Below are 19918 nucleotides of genomic sequence, written 5' to 3'. Positions count from 1 at the left end.
CTTATGCCGCTGTGGTGACTTTTTCGATATTGACTAAAAATGATTTATATTCTGGTGTTTGTGAATTCGCATCACCTAAATGTGGTGTTAATTCATTAACCAAAAATCCTTTCTTTGTCTGACCAGTGAATCCCCAAACAATTGGAATTCCAATGGTTTCGATTTGTTTACCATCAACAGTTAATGTCGGGAGTCGTTTAGTGACAACGGCTTTCGCTTTGATATAACCTCGGTATGACGTCACTTTTACGGTATCACCTACCTTTATGCCTTTTTTATTTGCAAGATTTTCACTTAGTTCAACAAATTGCTCGGGCTGAGTAATTGAAGCCAGCCTTGCATGTTGCGTCCAAAAATGAAAATGCTCAGTAATGCTGTACGTCGTGCCCACGTAAGGGAATTGGCTAGCCTTTCCTAAGCGTTCCAAATCTTCTTTAAATGCACGTGCTACAGGGCTACTTACTTGATTTGGATGTAATGGGTTATTAGTAATAGGTGTTTCAAACGGTTCATAATGTTCTGGGAATGGGCCATCGACTAATCGGTTTAAGCAAAACAATCCACCTAAACCATCGTTATTCATAATAAAAGCGCCTGCCCCTGCATTTGGTGATAATGTTGCAGTAAAATCAGGCACATCATTACCAACCCAGCTTGAGCCATTCCATTTTACTAAAACTCGTTTAGGATCCCACGGCTTACCGTTTTCATCTGCTGAAGCGCGATTATAAAGTACGCGTCGATTCATCGGCCATGACCAAGCCCAACCTGCATGAATACCTTTACCTGATGGATCACTTGGATCGCGTCGTGCCATTTGGTTGCCTTGCTCAGTCCAAGAGCCACAGAATATCCAAATGCCTGATGATGTTGTACCATCTGCTTTTAATTGTGAAAAGCCACTGAGTAGCTGTCCTTTTTTAAGAATCACATTGCCATTGGCATCAGTGATATCAGCCAGCGCACGCCCATTGTAATCTTTGGCTAATTCTTCAGCCGCTGGCCCTTGAGGATCTTCATAGTCCCAAACTAAGTTATCAATTGGATCGTGATAGGCTCCCCCTTCTTGAGCATATAGTTCTTTAATTCTTAAAAAGATACGAGCAATAATTTCAGGATCATATAAAGATTCATAAGGTGGGCGAGCTGCTGCCCAATGCCACTGTAGCCAGCGAGAAGAGTTCACTATTGTTCCGTTTTCCTCAGCAAAACAGTTTGACGGCAATCTAAAGACTTCTGTTTGAATTTTGCTAGAGTCAACATCATTGGATTCACCATGGTTTTTCCAAAACTCAGCCGTTTCTGTTGGCATTGGGTCAATGCTAACTAAAAATTTTAAATTAGATAAGCCGTCACGGATGCTATTTTTATCTGGTAGCGCAGCAAGAGGATTAAAACCTTGGCAGATAAAGCCATTAGCCTGACCATCACGCATCATTTTACTGAATCTTAAGATATCATAGGTTTTATCCCATTTGGGTAACCAATCAAATCCCCAATCATTATCTATAGTCGCTTTATCACCATACATCGACTTCATAAAACTGACAAAGAATTTTGGGTAATTTCCCCAAAAATTGACTTCACTTGGACCAAGTGGTTTTGGTGTTTTTTCTTCCAAATACTGAGTAAGTGAAACTTGAGAATCTTTTGGCAAATCAAGATAGGCTGGTAAACGATTGGATAACAAGCCGACATCGGTTAATCCTTGAATATTTGAATGCCCGCGTAGCGCATTAATTCCCCCCCCCATGACACCTATATTGCCTAAGATCAGTTGGATCATCGCCGCTGTGCGGATGATTTGTGTACCATAAGTATGCTGCGTCCAACCTAATGCATATAAAAAGGTTGCGGCTCTATCATGGGTTTTTGTGCTAGCGAGTGAACGGCAAACATGTAAAAACCCTTCAATTGGGCTACCAGTGACCTTATTTACCATTTCAGGGGTATAACGGCTAACATGCTGTTTTAATAGATTCCAAACGCAACGAGGGTGGCTTAGTGTTTTATCCCGAAGGGCATAACCATTTTCATCTTTTTGATATGCCCAACTGCTTTGATCATATTGGCGGTTAGTTGCATCATAGCCACTAAATAAACCGCTATTTGCGTCAAAATTAAAATCATCACGCACAATTAAGCTAGCATTACTGTGTGTGACTAAATAGTCGAAATTAACTTCATTATTAGTAATAAGATAATTAATAATACCGAGCAAAAATGCAATGTCAGAGCCCGCACGAATGGGGACATAATGATCTGCAACCGAAGCGGTTCGATGAAAACGCGGATCAATTGCAATTAATTCTGCACCATTATTAATTTTTGCCTCTATTGCCCATTTAAAACCAACAGGATGAGCTTCTGCAGCATTTCCTCCCATCACGATAACAACGTTAGCATTTTTGATATCATTCCAGTTGTTGGTCATAGCGCCACGACCAAAGGTGGCAGCTAAACTTGATACAGAAGGACCATGACAAACCCTAGCTTGGGTTTCAAGGCTTAACATACCTAAAGCGCGAGCAACTTTAAATGCTAACCAACCCGTTTCGTTACTAGCCGCTGATGTAACAAGCCAGCCTGTGGTTGTCCAGCGATTTACTGTGGTGCCATTCTCATTTTTTTCAATAAAGTTTTTATCTCGGTCTTCTTTCATTAAACGAGCGATGCGGTCAATCGCTTCATCCCAACTAATGCGTTGCCATTTATCTGAGCCTGGGGCTCGATATTCTGGGTATTTAACACGTTGTTCGCTTTTTATAAAATCAAGTACACCTGCCCCTTTCGGACAAAGTGATCCTCGGCTGACAGGATGATCGGGATCGCCCTCTACGTGAAAAATAGATGATTCAGCATTTTTTGCACCATCTCCACGACTATAAAGTAACATTCCGCATCCAACAGAACAATAGGTACAGTTATTACGGGTTTCTTTTGATTTGAGTAATTTAAATTGGCGAGTTTGTGCGAGCACCACATTTGGAGCGAGTCCTAATGTGGCGACGGTTGTTCCTACCATACCACCAGCACAGATCTTAAAGAACTGTCTACGGTTAAATAGCATATGGACTCCTTAGAAAACTGACATTACATTATTTAATTTATTATATTTTTAAAGCTATAAACTTTCCTATTTATATCAATAATAATCGTTTCTTATGCAGAAATAAAGGAAAATGCCAGTATGAATTACCAAAGTTTGACATATGTCAAAAAATAAGCTCATGCTCGTTTTAATTGCCGAAAATATGAAAAGGAAATCATATTGATATAAATAAGTTGTAGGTAAAATATACACCTTAATTTGACAAGCTTTCGATTTGATTATGACAAGTTAAAAATATTAACTAAATGGTTTAGCCAGCTCTTTCTTTCGTGCATTCTTATCTGATAATAGGCACTTTAGCAGTGTTTTAAGTGGACATAGTTAAGTCACAGCATCTAATTAGTAATGCATATTAGATTATTGCTTATTAATATTAAAAATAAGAATAAGGTTTGGCAATTTTGCGCTTTTTAGGCTTTTTCTTTTTTTGTGGCTTAAGCTGCCAGCTGGAATTATCCGCTACGTAAATTTCATTTAGCTTTAAATCATAGGGGATGTCTTTTAGCGTGTCGGCAATTTCGTCATAAGGCGAGGGTAACGTAAAATATAAGCCATAATCGTTATCAACAATCAGTGTGCCATATACAATCTTCTGAAATTTGCTCAAAGAGCATAGCTCTTCCATGGTAATACCGGCATATAATTCATTTTTATATTGATTCAGGTATTTACCTTGGTAGTTTTGGTTGCATCCTATGCCAATGATATCGCCATCAAATGTGGTTGTTAGCGTCAATGTATCATCATTTAATGAATAAAAACTCTGTCTAGTCATCTCACCCATTGAAAAATGAAGCTCGTGTTCTTGGTAGTTAACATCAAAATATTGATACATTTCATCGAGATAAGAAAGAATGTTATCACCAATTTGAATATTAGCCATTGATTTATAACTAATAATATCAGCAGTAAAATCAATCATTGATTACTATCCTGAAGTTTGCACATTGCTGTCTCATTTTTGCTATCAGTTTGATTGCTTATCGACATAATTATCAAAACCAGTCAGCCAGATAAATTGTATATTGTACAGTTTGCCTCAATTTATGTCATTCATGATAAAATTTGTTGATAGTGCTGTAGAGATGAGTGGATAATAATCTAAGTATGACTAATCGCTAGTAACACGTAATAGTTTGGCATTTTTCTGACGCAGTTTAGTGATGAGCTGTTGTAATTCATCTTGAAAATCATCGATTTGTTGGGTGATTTGCATCAAATCTGCTATTAATGTTGTTAGCTCGTTGCTATTAAAAACGGCATCAGTTTTGTAATAATCACTGATTTTTTTTAATTGTTTAAAGCTACGCCAATTTGTTGATTTGCTAAATATTTTACTATGTAGATCTTCGTTCATAACAAATTGTACCTGCCGTTGATTATCAATATGGATAATAAAATCTAATCCCATTAGTTTAAATACCTTATTGAGCTAGTCATGTAAGTGATTATTTTATGCGTTTATAAGATGATTTGTTGTGTGATTAATCTGATTTTATCATAATAGTCAGATATGTCATTGGTGGTTAGTTCATCGCCATAATTGCTGATATGAAAGTAATCATGCTCAGCATGATGGCAATAAAATGAAAATAGTGTATATTCAAAAATCAGTAAAATACCTTTTACTACCTCGTTATAATTATTCGTTTTTCCTAACTGTTGATAGGCTTTTGCTAAGGCTTGGCAATTATTTAATAGTTGATTAAATGTTGATTTATCAAAAAAACTTAGTTCATGCAATTGATACAAAAATGATTGTTCATCTTCTGCTTGGGCTTGATGGATTATGGCGTTTTCCAATTGAGTGATGTTTTGTATATGGCTCATTTTCTATTGGCTTTTCTATTTATTGTTTATCTATCTTCCCTTATAGTTCACTTATAGATGATACTCTAAAGTTTAATCCCAAATTATGCAGTTTTAAATTATCAAATAATAGTAGCTAATCATATACTTTAATTAAATTTTTTTAGCCTTCATTATTGGGTAATGTCCATTTATATCAGTCAGCCTTTAGTGAAAGTTGTTAAGTTACTTAAATCATTTTCGTTGGTTAAGCTATTTAGTTGCTTTGGGTCAGCAAGCTAATATGTGATGTAATACATGACAATAATTCTATGAAAATTTTGTCGAAGATTGCCAGCTCAAAATCATCTAGATCGTTTTGGTATTTCATTACATTATCGATACCATAATTTGAATAAACGGTGCACTGGCATGTATTATACCCTCTGTGATTTGAATATTGATGATATCGTTATCAAATAGCTCAATGCCGTTAATTGATAATTTGAAGCGAAGATAAATTCGGTGTTTTAAGATATCAATATGTACATAGCTAGCCATATTATGTACTGTAAATTGATCAGCAATATTGGTTTGTAATAAAATGCCTAATTGATTAAGTTGAGTTGATAAATGTGATATCAATTCGATCACTTTTTTATTAGAAGACATCACCATGCTTAAATGCTATAACATAATTTATGTGCTAGTACTATTTGTGTTAAACAAGCATATTGTGTAAAAAACATAAGCCATTTATGTTTAATCAGCATATTGTAAAAAAGCGTCATTTTCAATATAGAAAATAAAAGAGTTAAATAAATCTTCTAATGTTGGATTACCTAATTCATTGTTAGCAACTTCAATAATATCTTCAATATCGGCTTTTTCTAGCGTTGGGATCCAGTCTTCTTCTATTGCTTTTTGGGAAAGACCTGAATCAAAATAATTTAACGCATCATCATCCAAAAACCGACCTTGTGTATCAAGTGTCCAAGAGGAGTGATCAGCAGGAAGATAAAAAAAATGATTTGGCATATCCTTTATGTTAGAAAGCACATCACGTATAGCGATAAAATCCATAAATTCCTCTTAAATAACTTGCATGAGATCGTTGAATTTGTAATAAGCGTTTGTAATAAATACACATTAGTTTAATGCAACTTGAGGTAAGTGTCATTATGGCTAAATAAATAATTTATCCATTTAATCACCATCGGCAAGAATTATTTCATCTTCACTGGATGCTTGCTTAAATAGCAAAACGAGTTTTTGGATCTCGCTGTCATTATGCTGATGTAACAAATTGATTAATATTTTTTGATGGTCTGGGTAGATTCTTGTTTGGCCATAAGGATCAATGATAATGCCCGTTTTTTGCCTTAAATAAGTAAAAGCGTGATCAAGCAATTGGACTTTTTTATCGTTTAAAACCAGAGATGATTTACTGCCATCTTGATCCGATAAATAGGAAAAATCTAACATCTTTTATATTTCCTAGCCTAGATAACGTGTTGATTAATAGAAATTACATAAATCAATAATATATTGAGGCACATTTTTACGATAACAAATGCTCTTTTTTAAACCCATAGAGCCTTGCTTTGCACATTTTAGCAGATCATCATCACGAATAATAAAAGTACTATCTTCAAGAAAAATATCAATGACAGCTTCGGCAAATGAATTTGGAATATAGTTTAGAGCAAGATTAAAAATACGGTTTTTAGCTTCATTATTTTCTAATAATGATTCAATGATAACCGATGCATTTTGCTGCCATTTGTTAGCCAACAAGATAAAATCTTGCTCATTGATTGTTTCTTGCAGAATGATGTTAACTACCATGTTATAACCTTTAGCTTACAATGAACAAATAATATTGCACTTCATTAAAGTTATCTCCGAATTAGCGTATTTTTGAATTATTTGATTAATGGGTTTATATCATCGATAGTTTGCATTACTCTAGTTGTAACTAAAGGCTTAAGTGTTTTGTTCATCGTTTCAATTTTAGCTAAGTTTGAGCCATTTTTATCATCTAAATAACCTTGCTCTCTTAGTGATGCAACTAATGTGGAAAATACGCCTTTATCAAAGAATTCAGGGGCATTAATACCATGTAAAATGGATAATCGTTCGGCAATGAGTCGAGCCTCTTTTTCTAGTGTTGCACGGCTAATTGTTGGATCTTTTTGCAATAAAGAAAATGCAATAGCATAACGTTGCAATGTATCTTTAGATGATGAAGCAATTAATTGTAATTCCGACATTTTTAAGTAATTTAGTGTTAATTTATCTGGCGAATAACAAATTAGGTTTAATTCGGCATAGATTTTAATAATTTTATCTACATATTCAGTGAGTTGTTCATCATTGTGATAAACAAATAGCTCTGATTTGATTAACGGAAAAAGTCGTTTTACTTGTTCTAAAACTTCATCCGATGAAATCCGGTTATGTTTGAGTAAAATTCTGGCCACAATAGCTGGAATAATCAGTAAATGCTGAATATTATTACGATAATAAGTCATTAAAACCGCTTGTTCGTTAGTTAAACCAACAATTTCGCCAGCTTCGTCTGTGGTAATAACAAATTTTCCCATTTCTTTGGCATGCTCAAACAATTCTTCTGGCGTTTGTTCTGGAATGGTTATCAACTCTGAATAAGGAATATTTTTTAATAATTTTAACAAATAATCAATCAGTTCAATTAATCTAACTTTCGTTAATGCACGTTGATCTGCCGCTAATAATATTGAACAGCATAAGTTCATTGCATTGATTGCAGCTGAAGAGTTGATGTGCTCCATAATTTGTTTAGCAAGTAAATTGGTTGTTGGTGTTAACCATTGCGGGCGTTGAGTACCAGTCGGTTCGATTGCATCTCGCCATTCTGGAACTTGTTGGTTTAAAAACTGATTTAACGGTATTGGTTGACCAAAATTCACATAGCCAAATCCCAATTTTTTTAATTTTAAAAATGCTTTTAGAGTACGCCACAAGCTTTCTTTTTCTTTCTTTGCTCCTCGTAACTCATTGGCGTAGGTAGCGACTTCTAACACATGCTCATAACCAATATAAACAGGAACAACGGTAATGGGTCTTACATCACCACGTAATAATGTTTGAATTGTCATCATTAACATACCTGTTTTAGGATCGAGTAATCTACCTGTACGAGATCGTCCACCTTCAACAAAATATTCAACAGCATAACCACGGATAAAAAGTTCCGCTAAATATTCTCGAAAAACTGATGTATAAAGTTTATTACCTCGGAATGAACGGCGAATAAAAAAGGCGCCCAATCGCCTAAAAATAGGTCCTGCTGGCCAAAAGTTCAAATTAATGCCAGCAGCAATATGAGGAGGAACTAATCCTTGTCGATAAAGCACATAAGAGAGTAATAGATAATCCATATGGCTGCGGTGGCAAGGAGCATAGACAATTTCATGCCCATTTTGGGCAAGCTCTCGAACAGGATCGGCATTAGTGACTTTAAGACCTTGATAAAGCCTATTCCACGCCCAGGTCAGCACAAAATCGGTTATTCGTAGCATACGATAAGAAAAATTAGCGGCAATTTCATTTAAAATCGCTAATGCGTTTTTCTTTGCTTTATCAAGGTCAATATTTTTACTTTTTGCTTCTTCTTGTATTGCTTCGCTAATTACTTGCTTTTTTAGTAAGTTATTTAGCATCGCTTGACGAACAGGAAGCTTAGGTCCGATTGATGCCATACGTTGTTTGGCGAAATGGATGCGTGCAACGCGTGCTAGTTTATGCGCTAAAATAGGAAGATCTTGCTGTTTATCAACATGAATATCTTTAAATGAAACTGTACGAGAAAATCGAGTATAACAATCTCTGCCTGACGTGATGATTTTTAAAAATTTGCTAGTTGCGCCAAGTACCTGTAATGATAGTTTTTTCTTCCCTTCGATATCAGGCTTGCGACCAAACATAACCGAAACAGGTAACATTTGGACATCAAGATCATGATTTTGTTGATGTGCTGAAATATAATCTCTTAAAATTTCAATTGCTTTATTTTTTTGTTGGTTGGATGCAAAAATACCAGGCCCTTTATCAATATAGATGTAAGCGGGAATGTTTTTACCATTGATATCTAAGCCTGCTAATGGATCAGGTAAATTATATCGCAAACAAAGCGATCGCAACACCATCAAATCAATTTGAGAGTTATAAGGTAAGACATATAAAATTGGTTTATCGGTATCAAGGTCTAGTTCTATTATTGGATCGGTAGGAACAGGTTTACTTTTCACAAAAAGTTTCACCAAGATTTGGATAAGAAAAAAATAAGCTTTAGCCCACCAAGAAAACATAAAAAATAAACCTCATACCTTTGTGTTATTGATATACTTAACTGACTTTAATTGTTTACCCATCAACCCACCACAAGCAAGTATTTTGCTTGTAAACAGACATAGTACTCTTTTGGGGCATTGAGATAAGCAATGAATTAAGTATATACTGTTATCGTTTAATCGTTAGCAAATTTGCACAACCTTTAGACTATATGATTTAAAATCCACTAAAAGATAAGATGATAACGATATAGTAACATGATAGTCATATTATATCGGTTTAATGCTATCAACGCCACGAATGTAACAGGCTTTTATTTCCAATGCTGATTTTATAAGTAATTTTTTATCTTTGATTTTTTTCTCAAGTTACTGAGTATAGCCTATCTAATTTATAAAAAAGATGATTATTTTTGTAACACTCTTTTATTTTTTGTAAAAAAGATTATCTTATTAAGCATCCCAAACAATTCCCCATAAGTCTATTAAACACGATGAAATTATATAGTCTTTCTCGCACCAAAATTAGCATTGCATTTATATCAGCATGTATAACGACCCCTTATAATACAACCCGTTTTATCAAGGATTTGATTGCTGGAATTACGGTTGGTATTATTGCTATCCCCTTAGCAATGGCATTAGCAATTGCAAGTGGCGTGCCACCACAGCATGGGCTATATACCGCAATTATAGCAGGCTTTATTATTGCATTAACGGGTGGTTCTCGCTTTAGTGTTTCTGGCCCTACTGCCGCATTTGTCGTTATTTTGTACCCCGTATCATTACAATATGGATTATCAGGATTACTCATTGCAACACTACTATCTGGCATATTTCTTATATTAATGGGAATAATTCGCTTAGGTAGATTAATCGAATATATACCATTACCTGTTGTATTAGGCTTCACATCAGGTATTGCTATTACGATAGCAACTATGCAAATTAAAGATTTTTTTGGCTTGCAGCTCGAACATATGCCAGAAAGTTATATTAGTAAAGTGATTGAGCTAACTAAAGCACTACCTACCATCAATATAGCAGACACCTTAGTCGGAGCTGTAACACTAATAGTATTAATTATGTGGCCAAGGCTTAAATTAAGAATATCTGGCCACTTACCTGCACTCGTTGCCGGTATTATAGTCATGTTTATCTTTAATCAATTTGGCTATCAAATTGAAACAATTGGTTCACGTTTTACCTATACATTAGCCGATAATACCCTAGGGCATGGTATACCCTCTGTACTACCAGAATTTGCTTTACCTTGGCAACATACTGATTTTAAATGGGATTGGTTAACACTCAGCGCTTTATTACCGATTTCACTTACCATGGCCATGTTGTGCGCTATAGAATCGTTATTGTGTGCAGTGGTATTAGATGAAATGACGCATACCAAACATCATTCAAATAGTGAACTCATTGGCCAAGGGTTAGGTAATATTATTGCGCCGTTTTTTGGTGGAATTTCAGCAACTGCTGCTATCGCGCGGTCGGCAGCTAATGTCAAAGCGGGAGCAACTTCACCGATTGCGGCGGTGTTACATGCCTTGGTTGTTTTACTGGCACTTATCTGTTTTGCGCCAGCATTATCATTTATTCCACTTTCGGCTATGTCTGCGCTATTACTTATCGTGGCATGGAATATGAGTGCGGTTCAACGTGTTATTTATATTATCAAATGTGCACCTAAAGACGATATTTTAATTATGTTGCTTTGTATGTCACTAACAGTACTATTTGATATGGTGATAGCTATTACATTGGGAATCGTGCTTGCATCAATTCTATTTATGCGCAGAATAGCCCGAATGACGCGTTTAGTTGAACTTAATCGCAGTAATGACAAAACTTTAGTACTTCGTATTAATGGGCCGCTGTTTTTTGCTGCTGCTGAACGTACCTTTTTAGAAATTTATCAAAAGATTAATGGATATCAACACATAATACTACAATGGGATGCGGTACCCATACTTGATGCTGGTGGGCTTAATGCTTTAATACATTTTATTGATGAGTTGCCTGAAAATGTTGATTTATCAATCTGTGAGTTACAATTTCAGCCATTAAAAACATTAGCTAGAGCTAAAATTGTTCCTATTTCTAACAAACTCATGTTCTATTCAACATTAGACGAAGCACTGAAAGATAAAGATTAATTTTAAATTTAGTTTTATTATATTGTCTAATTTATATGCACAGCAATTGTTTTGATAAAACAATTGCTGTGCAATGAATTGTATCACAGCCTTTCTTTTCACTGATTAATCACTTGTGACAAAACCACCTGTCTTAAAAGTGATTTTAATTTCAAACCCAAATTTAACTTATAAAATAGGAAAGTAATATGATATCTAACCAAAATAATTTATACGGTCTTAAACAAAAATCAAACTGGTTTATTTTAGTGGGTGTTATTTTAATTATATTAGGAGGCTTCGCATTAGGTTATCAGTTCATTGCAACTGTTTTTTCGGTCTATGTTATTGGTTCATTAATTTTGATCGCGGGTATTATCCAAGCACTACATTCATTTCAGGTTAAAAGTTTCGGTCAATCTGCACTATGGGCTGTAATGGGGGTACTATATATTTTTATTGGTTTAATGTCATTTTTCCAACCTGTTACCGTTTCGTCCGCTTTAACCTTAGTGGTTTCCTTTTTGTTAATTATGAGTGGTTTTACGCAAATATTTGCTGCTATGAATAACCGTGATTTACCTCGTTGGGGGTGGATACTCACATCCGGTATTATCACCCTCATTTTAGGATTTATGATTATCACTGGTTGGCCATACGACAGCCTTTACGTTTTAGGTATGTTTTTAGGTATTGATCTTATTTTTCAAGGTTGGGCATATGTCGCTATTGGTTTTGCTTTAAAGGCCATCAATAGTAAATAGGTTCGTTCACTGCTCACAATCAAGCTATTTGCCATTAGCAGTGACTACTGATTGTGAGCAGATCAATGTTTAATGTCGTTTAGGTTTTTAGTTTTTGGTTAAAGCATTAATTTTTATTTAAAATAGTTAAATATTTAGAGCGTTACATACAAAAACAGTCTTTTATGACGACCTTTTCATATTTTAAGACGGCAATTTACTTTAGGTATTGACGCATTCCCATACAAAATAGCTACAACAATCATTTTCAGTAGGTATACAAATTACGGATATACAAATTGTATGCATACTACTTTTAAAAATCATTCAGAAAAACTATTGATTTTATTTAGGTTTTTTACTTGATTTAACTAGTCTACGCTGTTACAACCTAGTAATCCACTTATTTATAAGTAGATGATTTTTTAATTATATTTAGTTTTTTTGCATATTTTAATGCCAGCAAAAGCGTTGCTATTGTAAAAAATAGCTAATTATTTATAGCTTTTGTTGGTTTTCGATTTTACTTCTTGCATTGTTTGTAAAATTCGATGATAGTTGGCAAGCCTGGATGGTGCAATATTACCATCTTGCACGGCTTTTTGTAGCAAACAACCTGGCGTATCAAAGTGATTACAATCACGAAACTGACAACCGCCAAGATAGTTATCAAATTCTTTAAAGCCACTTATCACTTGTTCAGGCTCTAGATGCCATAAGCCAAATTCACGTATTCCTGGTGAATCAATAATATCGCCACCATTGGGTAAATGATAGAGCCTTGACGAGGTTGTTGTATGTTGCCCAAGACCAGATATTTCTGAAATACCACCAGTCATCGCCGATTGTGATTGATGAGGTAATAGCAAATTTATAATGCTTGATTTACCCACACCAGACTGACCAACTAAAATTGAAACTTTACCTTGCAAGATATCTTGTAATACCGCAATACCTTGTTGATGTTGGCATGAAACATACAACACTTGATAACCAATACGAGTATAAATCGCCAATTGTTTTTCAACCTCAGCGTGTTGCTGATCATTGAGTAAATCAATTTTGTTTAAAACAATAATGGGTTGTATATCAGTACTTTCACAAGCAACTAAATAGCGATCGATAATATTAAGTGATAACTCTGGCAAAACAGCGGAAATAATCACGATTTGATCAACATTAGCTGCAACAGGTTTTACCCCATCATAAAAATCAGGTCGAACAAGTTCAGAATGCCTAGGGTGAACGGCTTCAATAATACCGTTGGTGTTTGGCTCTAAACTTTCACGCCACACCACTTTATCACCAGTCACTAACGAAGGTAACGTACGTCGAATACTACACCGATAAATAAGCCCACCACTATCTTCAACATCAGCCGATTTACCAAAACGGCTTACCACCACACCATCACGAGGTGATGAAAAACTTGCTAGGTTTTCATCTTGCCTTATGGCTAATCGTTGTTGATGTTTTGCCGCCACACGTCTTTTTTGATTATTGGAAAGTCGATTTTTTGCCATAGTACTCATTTTTTGCTAAAACAGATTGTCAGTTATGCTACACTACTGCGTATCAAAAAGAAAATTTCTATCAAAAATTATGAACAACCAACCACAAATTAACAGTAGTCATCTTATTTGGGTCGATCTTGAAATGACAGGACTTAATCCAATAACCGATCGTATTATTGAAATTGCAACTATTGTGACTGATTCTAACTTAACTATTCTTGCTGAAGGACCTGTAATTGCGGTTCATCAATCTGATGAGCAATTAGCATTGATGGATGAGTGGAACCAAAACACCCACGGTAAATCAGGATTAATTGAACGTGTTCGAAAAAGCACTATCACTGAACAACAAGCCGAACAGCAGACTATCGAATTTTTAAAACAGTGGGTACCTGAAAACTGCTCACCTATTTGCGGTAATACCATTGGTCAAGATCGCCGTTTTTTATTCAACTACATGCCTAATTTAGAAAGCTATTTTCATTATCGCTATTTAGATGTCAGTACCATCAAAGAATTAGCCAAACGTTGGAAGCCTGAAATATTAAAAGGAATTAGCAAACAGAGCTCACACCAAGCGCTTGATGATATTCGTGATTCAATTGCCGAGCTGGCTTATTATCGTCAGCACTTTTTTGATCTATCAAGATAATTGATTGATATGCAAATTTTATATACCGTTTTATTATATTTGATTCAGCCCTTAGTGTGGCTAAGGTTACTTTGGCGCAGTCGTAAAGCTCCGGCTTATCGAAAGCGGTGGCGTGAGCGCTATGGTTTTTGTAAAAATAAAGTGAAAGCTAATAGTATGTTAGTGCATGCCGTATCGGTCGGTGAAACGATTGCTGCGATTCCACTCATTAAAGCGCTACAACAGCAATACCCTAATTTACCTATTACTGTTACTACCATGACGCCAACAGGATCTGAGCGAGTTAAAGCATTGCTCGGCGATAGTGTCAATCATGTATATTTACCTTATGATTTACCTTGCGCGATAAATCGTTTTTTAAAAACGACCCAGCCTAAGTTAGTTATCATTATGGAAACGGAGCTTTGGCCTAATTTTATTTGCCAGTGCCATAAACGAAATATTCCATTGGTTATTGCCAATGCTAGATTATCGCAACGCTCTGCTAACAGATATCACAAACTAGGATCGGCTATTGGTAAATTATTGTCAAAAATCAGTATAGTGGCAGCTCAAAATAAACAAGATGGCGAACGGTTTGTCGCATTGGGGTTGCCAAACGATCATTTAGCGATAACAGGTAGTATCAAATTTGACATTAATTTAACGGCTCAACAGCGGCAAACAACCACAAAGTTAAAGCAACAATGGCAATTAAACCAACCAGTCTTTATCGCTGCAAGCACACATCATGGTGAAGATGAAATCATCCTAGCTGCCTTTGAACTTTTGTTAACCAAACATCCTGATTTACTATTAATTATTGTTCCTCGCCATCCAGAGCGTTTTAAAGCAGTTGAAAAATTAATTAATGATCACGGGTTAACTTATATAAACCGTAGTAGTAAGCAAGTTCCTACTAAACAAACGCAAGTCATTTTAGGCGACACAATGGGCGAGTTAGCCACGCTTTACGGTCTTGCCGATATCGCTTTCGTTGGCGGTAGTTTAGTGAAACATGGTGGGCATAACCCATTAGAGCCAGCTCTCCACCATATTCCTATCATTAGTGGCGAACATTTTTTCAATTTTAAAGTTATTTGTGAACAGCTTATTGCAGCTAAAGGGATGATCATTTGTGATAGCTCCCCAGCTTCCCTTTATTCAGCAATTAATGATCTTTTAGAAAATAACACCAATCGTAAACAGATTGGCGAAAATGCTTATCAAGTATTAAAACAAAATCAAGGCGCACTAGGTAGGCTTCTTGATGTTATCAACCCTTATCTTTGTGTCAAATAAGGCTCGCTTATGGACAAAAAACAAGGATTATTGCTAGTTAATCTAGGCACACCAAATGCGGCAACGCCAGATGCAATAAAGCAGTATCTAACCGAGTTTTTGCTTGATCGGCATGTAGTTGATTTGCCAAAACTGCTTTGGTATCCAATTTTAAAGTACCGCGTAATACCTAAACGAGTGCCTTATATTATTAATCATTACCAAAAAATCTGGATAAATAACGCCTCGCCTTTATTGCATTATAGCCGATTATTATGTGATAAATTACAACACCATTTACCTAATATTCAATGTGAATTAGCCATGACTTATGGCGATCCCAATTTGCAATCTGCGTTAAATAACCTGCGATCATGCACAAAAATTACAGTATTACCTCTCTTTCCACAATATTCAACAACCACTACACTCGCAGTACTTGATAAAATCAAGCAAATTATAACTTCGCTCAATATCATTGATCATATTGACTATATTCGAGATTATGCCGATCATCGAAGCTATATCAATGCACTTTATCTACAAATTAAGCAGGCTTTTCACCACCAAGGAGAACCTGACGTGCTTGTGCTTTCTTATCATGGTATTCCTGAGCGTTATATCCATAACCGCAATGATGATTATATACAACGTTGCGAAATGACCACGCAGTTATTAGTCAAAAAATGTCGAGAAAATGGCATAAATATCCCCATTCAAATGGCTTATCAATCCAAATTTGGCAAAGGTAAATGGGTTACACCAAGCACCAGTAGCACACTACAAACATTAGCTCAAAGAGGCGTTAAAAATGTGCAAGTCATCTGCCCAGGATTTTCGGTAGACTGTATTGAGACCATTTACGAAATTGACGAAGAAAATCGAGAAGTTTTTTTAAATGCAGGTGGCAAAAACTTTTATTATATTCCTGCATTAAATGACACTCATTTACAGATTAATTTAATTATAGATTTAATAAATTATATTCAACCAGTTAAACTTAAAAGCTGATATTCAAAAACACAGTAACTTGAAACGTTTTTACAACATAATACGATTAATAAAATAAAAAAGCAGATATTTTTCAAATAATTCAAATTTTAAACTAACAAATATTAAAACCAAGCAGTTATCTATCACCCGTATGATTGATAACGTATGATAAGCTAGTATTGAATAATTCTGTTTTTGAGCACTAAGGAGAAAATTAAGTGAAAATAATCATCATTGGCGCTCAAGCCGCAGGCGCAAGTGCTGCGGCAAAAGCCAAAAGAACAAACCCTGAGGCCACCATCCGTATTTATGAAAAATCGGATATTGTATCGTTTGGTGCTTGTGGGTTACCTTATTTCATTGGTAACCACTTTACTGATGCCAATGAAATGATATCCAGAACACCAGCACAATTCCAAAAAGATGGCATTGAAATCAAGACGCAACATGAAGTTATTGCACTTGATGTTAATCAAAAAAAATTAACCATTAAAGATCTCAATACAGGCAATTGCTTTGATGATAACTACGATAAGCTACTACTCGCGGTTGGTGCTAGCCCCATTATTCCGCCTTTTAAAAATAATCAACTAAAAAATATCTTCACCTTACGCGATCTACATGATGGGCTAGCAATCAAACAAGCGTTAACCAATCCAAATACCCAAAATGTTATTGTTGTTGGTGCTGGGTATATTGGGCTTGAAATAGCCGAATCACTCGTTGCCCTACAAAAAAAAGTTAAACTTATTCAGCTAGATGATAGAATTCTTGTTGATGCTTTTGATGAGCAAATTACCGAACTGATAGAAGAAAACATCAAACAACATTGTGACCTACACTTACAAGAACGCGTGTTAGGCTTTGAAGGGACTCATACAGTCACTCATGTGGTTACCGATAAATCGCAATACCCAGCAGATGTTGTTATCATTGCAACAGGTGTAAAACCCAATAGTGCTATCTATAAAAACATGGGGATCAACACACTAGAAAACGGCGCAATAATAACCAATCGCTTTGGGCAAACCAATATTACTGACATCTACGCCGCTGGAGATTGTGCCGCACTTCACCATAGAATTAGCCAATCAATTGTGTATATTCCGCTTGCTACAGGCGCAAACAAGCTTGGTAAAATCGCAGGCGAAAATTTAGGCGGAGGACATAATGAATACCCCGGTACTATTGGCACATCAGCCCTAAAGGTTTTTGATGTTGAGGCAGGGCGAGCTGGTTTAACCGAAAGCGAAGCAAAAAAAGCCAAAATACCTTATAAAACTGTAATGGTTAAAGATAAAAACCATAGCAACTATGTTGCTGGACAAACAAGTGTAACAGCAAAACTAATTTACCATGCCGATACTCGCGAGATTTTAGGAGGGCAAATAGTTGGTGGGAGTGGTGCGGTATTAAGAGTAAATACGTTAGCAACTGCAATATGGGCAAATTTAAAAATTGATGACTTTGCCATGATGGATTTTCTGTATGCGCCACCCTTTTCCAGACCTTGGGATATTTTAAATATTGCTGGCTCTATAGCCAAATAAGCAGCATTAATGTATTTATAGTTATACATCAAATCATGTGATAAAACATAGATTGTTAACTAGATAATTGAATTATCAAAAGAGAGGCTAATTATGCCAGGTGCTATTTTTCAGGGAGCTTTTTTTGAAAAGTTCTTAGTAATTACCCATTATCAAACGCTCATTAGTATTGGACTATTACTTATTTGTTTTTTTGCGGTGATGAAACCGCTACAAGATAAAAAAATTAATTTTTCAATTCGCATGTTAGTTGGTCTAATACTTGGTGCAGTGCTTGGTTTAGGGATCCAAGCTGTAGCAGGGTTTCCAGATATATCAACAATCTGGATGCAAGAAACTGCAACATGGTATGGGTTTTTTGGTCGTGCTTTTATTGCCTTTATCCGAATGTTAGTGATACCACTCATTTTTGTTTCTATTGTCAAAGTCATAATCGATTTTTCTGGTAAAAAAAATCTACCGCAAATTGCATTTAGAGGGATTTTTTGGTTGCTGTTTACAACAGCCATTGCCTGTATAGTAGGTATTTTGTTAGCGAATCTATTTGCCTTAGGTACAATGAGCTCAAACTCTGTACATCAAGCTCACGCAAAACAATACACCAATATTATTGATACCTTTATCAATCTAATACCTAGCAATATTATTGCATCAATGGTAAACGAAAACATCGTGGGCTTAGTTGTTTTTTCTGCCTTAATGGGGCTTGCCGCCAATAGAATGGAAAAGAAAAACCCACAACCCATTGCGTTATTTAAAACATTTATCGAAGCACTTTACAAAATCGTCATGTCAATTGCGATGACTGTTATTAAATACATGCCTTACGCGGTCATTGCTTTACTGGCTCGCACCATTATTTCTAATGGAATACCAGCAATTATTCAGGTTTCAAACTTTGTTGTTGCGGTCTATATTGCAACAGCGATTATGCTAATTATGCATATTACTATTGTCTTGATCCATGGTATTTCGCCAACGATGTTTATTAAAAAAGCGTTAGGAACATGGCTATTAGCCTTTACTAGTCGCTCATCAGTCGGCACATTACCTATGACTATCTCAACGTTAACCGTTCGAATGGGGGTAAATACTGGCACTGCCAATTTAGTCGGCTCGCTTGGTAGCACCATGGGAATGAATGGGTGTGCAGGCTTCTTCCCTGCTTTACTTGCCGTGATGGTAGCGCACATGGTTGGTATTGAGACTAATATCCAGTTTTATATTATGCTTGTCATTGTGGTGGTTATTGGTTCAATCGGCATCGCTGGCATTCCCGGTACAGCAACGGTTGCCGCAACTGTAGTCTTATCTGGCATGGGTATGGCTGAATACTTCCCTTTAATTGGCATGGTGTTAGCTATCGATCCAATTATCGATATGGCACGAACTTTAGCCAATGTATCTGGTGCAATGACAGCGGCTGTCGTAACTGATCGAGAAGTAGGACTTATGAATATGACCGTGTATAACGATCCTAATGTCACTTTTGAAAATGAGCCGTCAGAAGTTTGACGGCAATGAGAAGGTTTTTCTAACCTAATATAAGTATTAATTTCAAAAAAACAAATAAAATCAATTGCTTTTCTGAGCGATTAAAATTTTTCCGGTAAAACATAAATTTCTAAAAGTTTTTTATCCAAAGATAAATTAATAAAGCGTTTTTACTCGTATCATCAATGATATCGGTAAAAACGCTAGAAGCAATTTATTTACATAACTATCTGCTAACTCTAACATAATCATTTGTCCATCCAAAACTCAAACGTCAGGAACACCCCGTTCTTCCTACAATTAGCCCATAAAAAAACAAATAATACATTGA

Annotated in this window: 17 protein-coding genes; 7 read left to right on the top strand and 10 right to left on the bottom strand. The window is 35.7% G+C overall.

Translation table 11 applies throughout. The annotated features are described in order from the left end of the window. Position 1: 1 nt before the first annotated feature. From fdnG to plsB, 9 genes are all read right to left on the bottom strand, one after another. Positions 2-3070: a formate dehydrogenase-N subunit alpha gene (gene fdnG / locus A9G30_RS10845; protein ID WP_081295827.1), complete on the bottom strand. Its 3069-nt coding sequence runs from the start codon at positions 3068-3070 to the stop codon at positions 2-4. A gap of 415 nt (positions 3071-3485) precedes the next feature. Further along, the gene (locus tag A9G30_RS10840; protein ID WP_065588969.1) at positions 3486-4034 is read right to left on the bottom strand and encodes a hypothetical protein; all 549 of its coding nucleotides are present in this window, start codon (positions 4032-4034) and stop codon (positions 3486-3488) included. A 189-nt stretch (positions 4035-4223) separates the two neighbouring features. Then, positions 4224-4523, bottom strand: coding sequence for a hypothetical protein (locus A9G30_RS10835; protein WP_065588968.1), 300 nt, complete (start codon positions 4521-4523; stop codon positions 4224-4226). Between the two features lie 50 nt (positions 4524-4573). Continuing rightward, positions 4574-4942, bottom strand: a complete 369-nt coding sequence (locus A9G30_RS10830) for an Imm41 family immunity protein (RefSeq protein ID WP_065567373.1) — start codon at positions 4940-4942, stop codon at positions 4574-4576. 348 nt (positions 4943-5290) lie between these two features. Further along, positions 5291-5578: a hypothetical protein gene (locus A9G30_RS10825; protein ID WP_065588967.1), complete on the bottom strand. Its 288-nt coding sequence runs from the start codon at positions 5576-5578 to the stop codon at positions 5291-5293. Between the two features lie 84 nt (positions 5579-5662). Then, positions 5663-5983 (bottom strand): DUF7716 domain-containing protein, encoded by a 321-nt coding sequence (locus tag A9G30_RS10820; RefSeq protein WP_065588966.1) that lies wholly within the window; start codon positions 5981-5983, stop codon positions 5663-5665. A gap of 123 nt (positions 5984-6106) precedes the next feature. Beyond that, positions 6107-6385 carry a hypothetical protein gene (locus A9G30_RS10815; RefSeq protein WP_065588965.1) on the bottom strand — a complete coding sequence of 93 codons (279 nt, stop codon included), beginning with the start codon at positions 6383-6385 and terminating at the stop codon, positions 6107-6109. Positions 6386-6418: 33 nt separating this feature from the next. Beyond that, positions 6419-6748, bottom strand: a complete 330-nt coding sequence (locus tag A9G30_RS10810; RefSeq protein ID WP_065567369.1) for a hypothetical protein — start codon at positions 6746-6748, stop codon at positions 6419-6421. Between the two features lie 77 nt (positions 6749-6825). Beyond that, complete coding sequence (gene plsB, locus A9G30_RS10805) at positions 6826-9252, bottom strand: glycerol-3-phosphate 1-O-acyltransferase PlsB (protein WP_065588964.1); 2427 nt, start codon at positions 9250-9252, stop codon at positions 6826-6828. A gap of 476 nt (positions 9253-9728) precedes the next feature. Between plsB and dauA the strand changes: the two genes are divergently transcribed. Both dauA and A9G30_RS10795 read left to right on the top strand, forming a co-directional pair. Continuing rightward, positions 9729-11402 (top strand): C4-dicarboxylic acid transporter DauA, encoded by a 1674-nt coding sequence (dauA, locus tag A9G30_RS10800; protein WP_065583033.1) that lies wholly within the window; start codon positions 9729-9731, stop codon positions 11400-11402. A gap of 188 nt (positions 11403-11590) precedes the next feature. Further along, positions 11591-12145 (top strand): HdeD family acid-resistance protein, encoded by a 555-nt coding sequence (locus A9G30_RS10795; protein WP_065583032.1) that lies wholly within the window; start codon positions 11591-11593, stop codon positions 12143-12145. Positions 12146-12618: 473 nt separating this feature from the next. Here the strand turns inward: A9G30_RS10795 and rsgA are convergent, their stop codons facing one another. Beyond that, positions 12619-13647, bottom strand: a complete 1029-nt coding sequence (gene rsgA, locus A9G30_RS10790) for a small ribosomal subunit biogenesis GTPase RsgA (protein WP_065588963.1) — start codon at positions 13645-13647, stop codon at positions 12619-12621. Positions 13648-13726: 79 nt separating this feature from the next. Between rsgA and orn the strand changes: the two genes are divergently transcribed. The 5 genes from orn (at position 13727) to A9G30_RS10765 (ending at position 19608) form a co-directional block, all read left to right on the top strand. Further along, positions 13727-14290: an oligoribonuclease gene (gene orn / locus A9G30_RS10785; RefSeq protein WP_065588962.1), complete on the top strand. Its 564-nt coding sequence runs from the start codon at positions 13727-13729 to the stop codon at positions 14288-14290. A gap of 9 nt (positions 14291-14299) precedes the next feature. Then, complete coding sequence (waaA, locus tag A9G30_RS10780) at positions 14300-15571, top strand: lipid IV(A) 3-deoxy-D-manno-octulosonic acid transferase (RefSeq protein ID WP_065588971.1); 1272 nt, start codon at positions 14300-14302, stop codon at positions 15569-15571. A gap of 9 nt (positions 15572-15580) precedes the next feature. Then, positions 15581-16561, top strand: a complete 981-nt coding sequence (gene hemH / locus A9G30_RS10775) for a ferrochelatase (RefSeq protein WP_065588961.1) — start codon at positions 15581-15583, stop codon at positions 16559-16561. Between the two features lie 200 nt (positions 16562-16761). Beyond that, positions 16762-18093, top strand: a complete 1332-nt coding sequence (locus A9G30_RS10770; protein ID WP_065588960.1) for a CoA-disulfide reductase — start codon at positions 16762-16764, stop codon at positions 18091-18093. 93 nt (positions 18094-18186) lie between these two features. Then, entirely contained in the window at positions 18187-19608 is a 1422-nt protein-coding gene (locus A9G30_RS10765; RefSeq protein WP_065588959.1) for a cation:dicarboxylate symporter family transporter, read from the top strand. Positions 19609-19918: the final 310 nt, after the last annotated feature.

The organism is Gilliamella sp. Fer4-1, assembly GCF_001690515.1.
In the GTDB taxonomy this organism is placed as follows: domain Bacteria; phylum Pseudomonadota; class Gammaproteobacteria; order Enterobacterales; family Orbaceae; genus Gilliamella; species Gilliamella apicola_C.
Note: the sequence above shows the minus strand (reverse complement) of the source record. Positions and strands in the feature narration are given on the sequence as shown.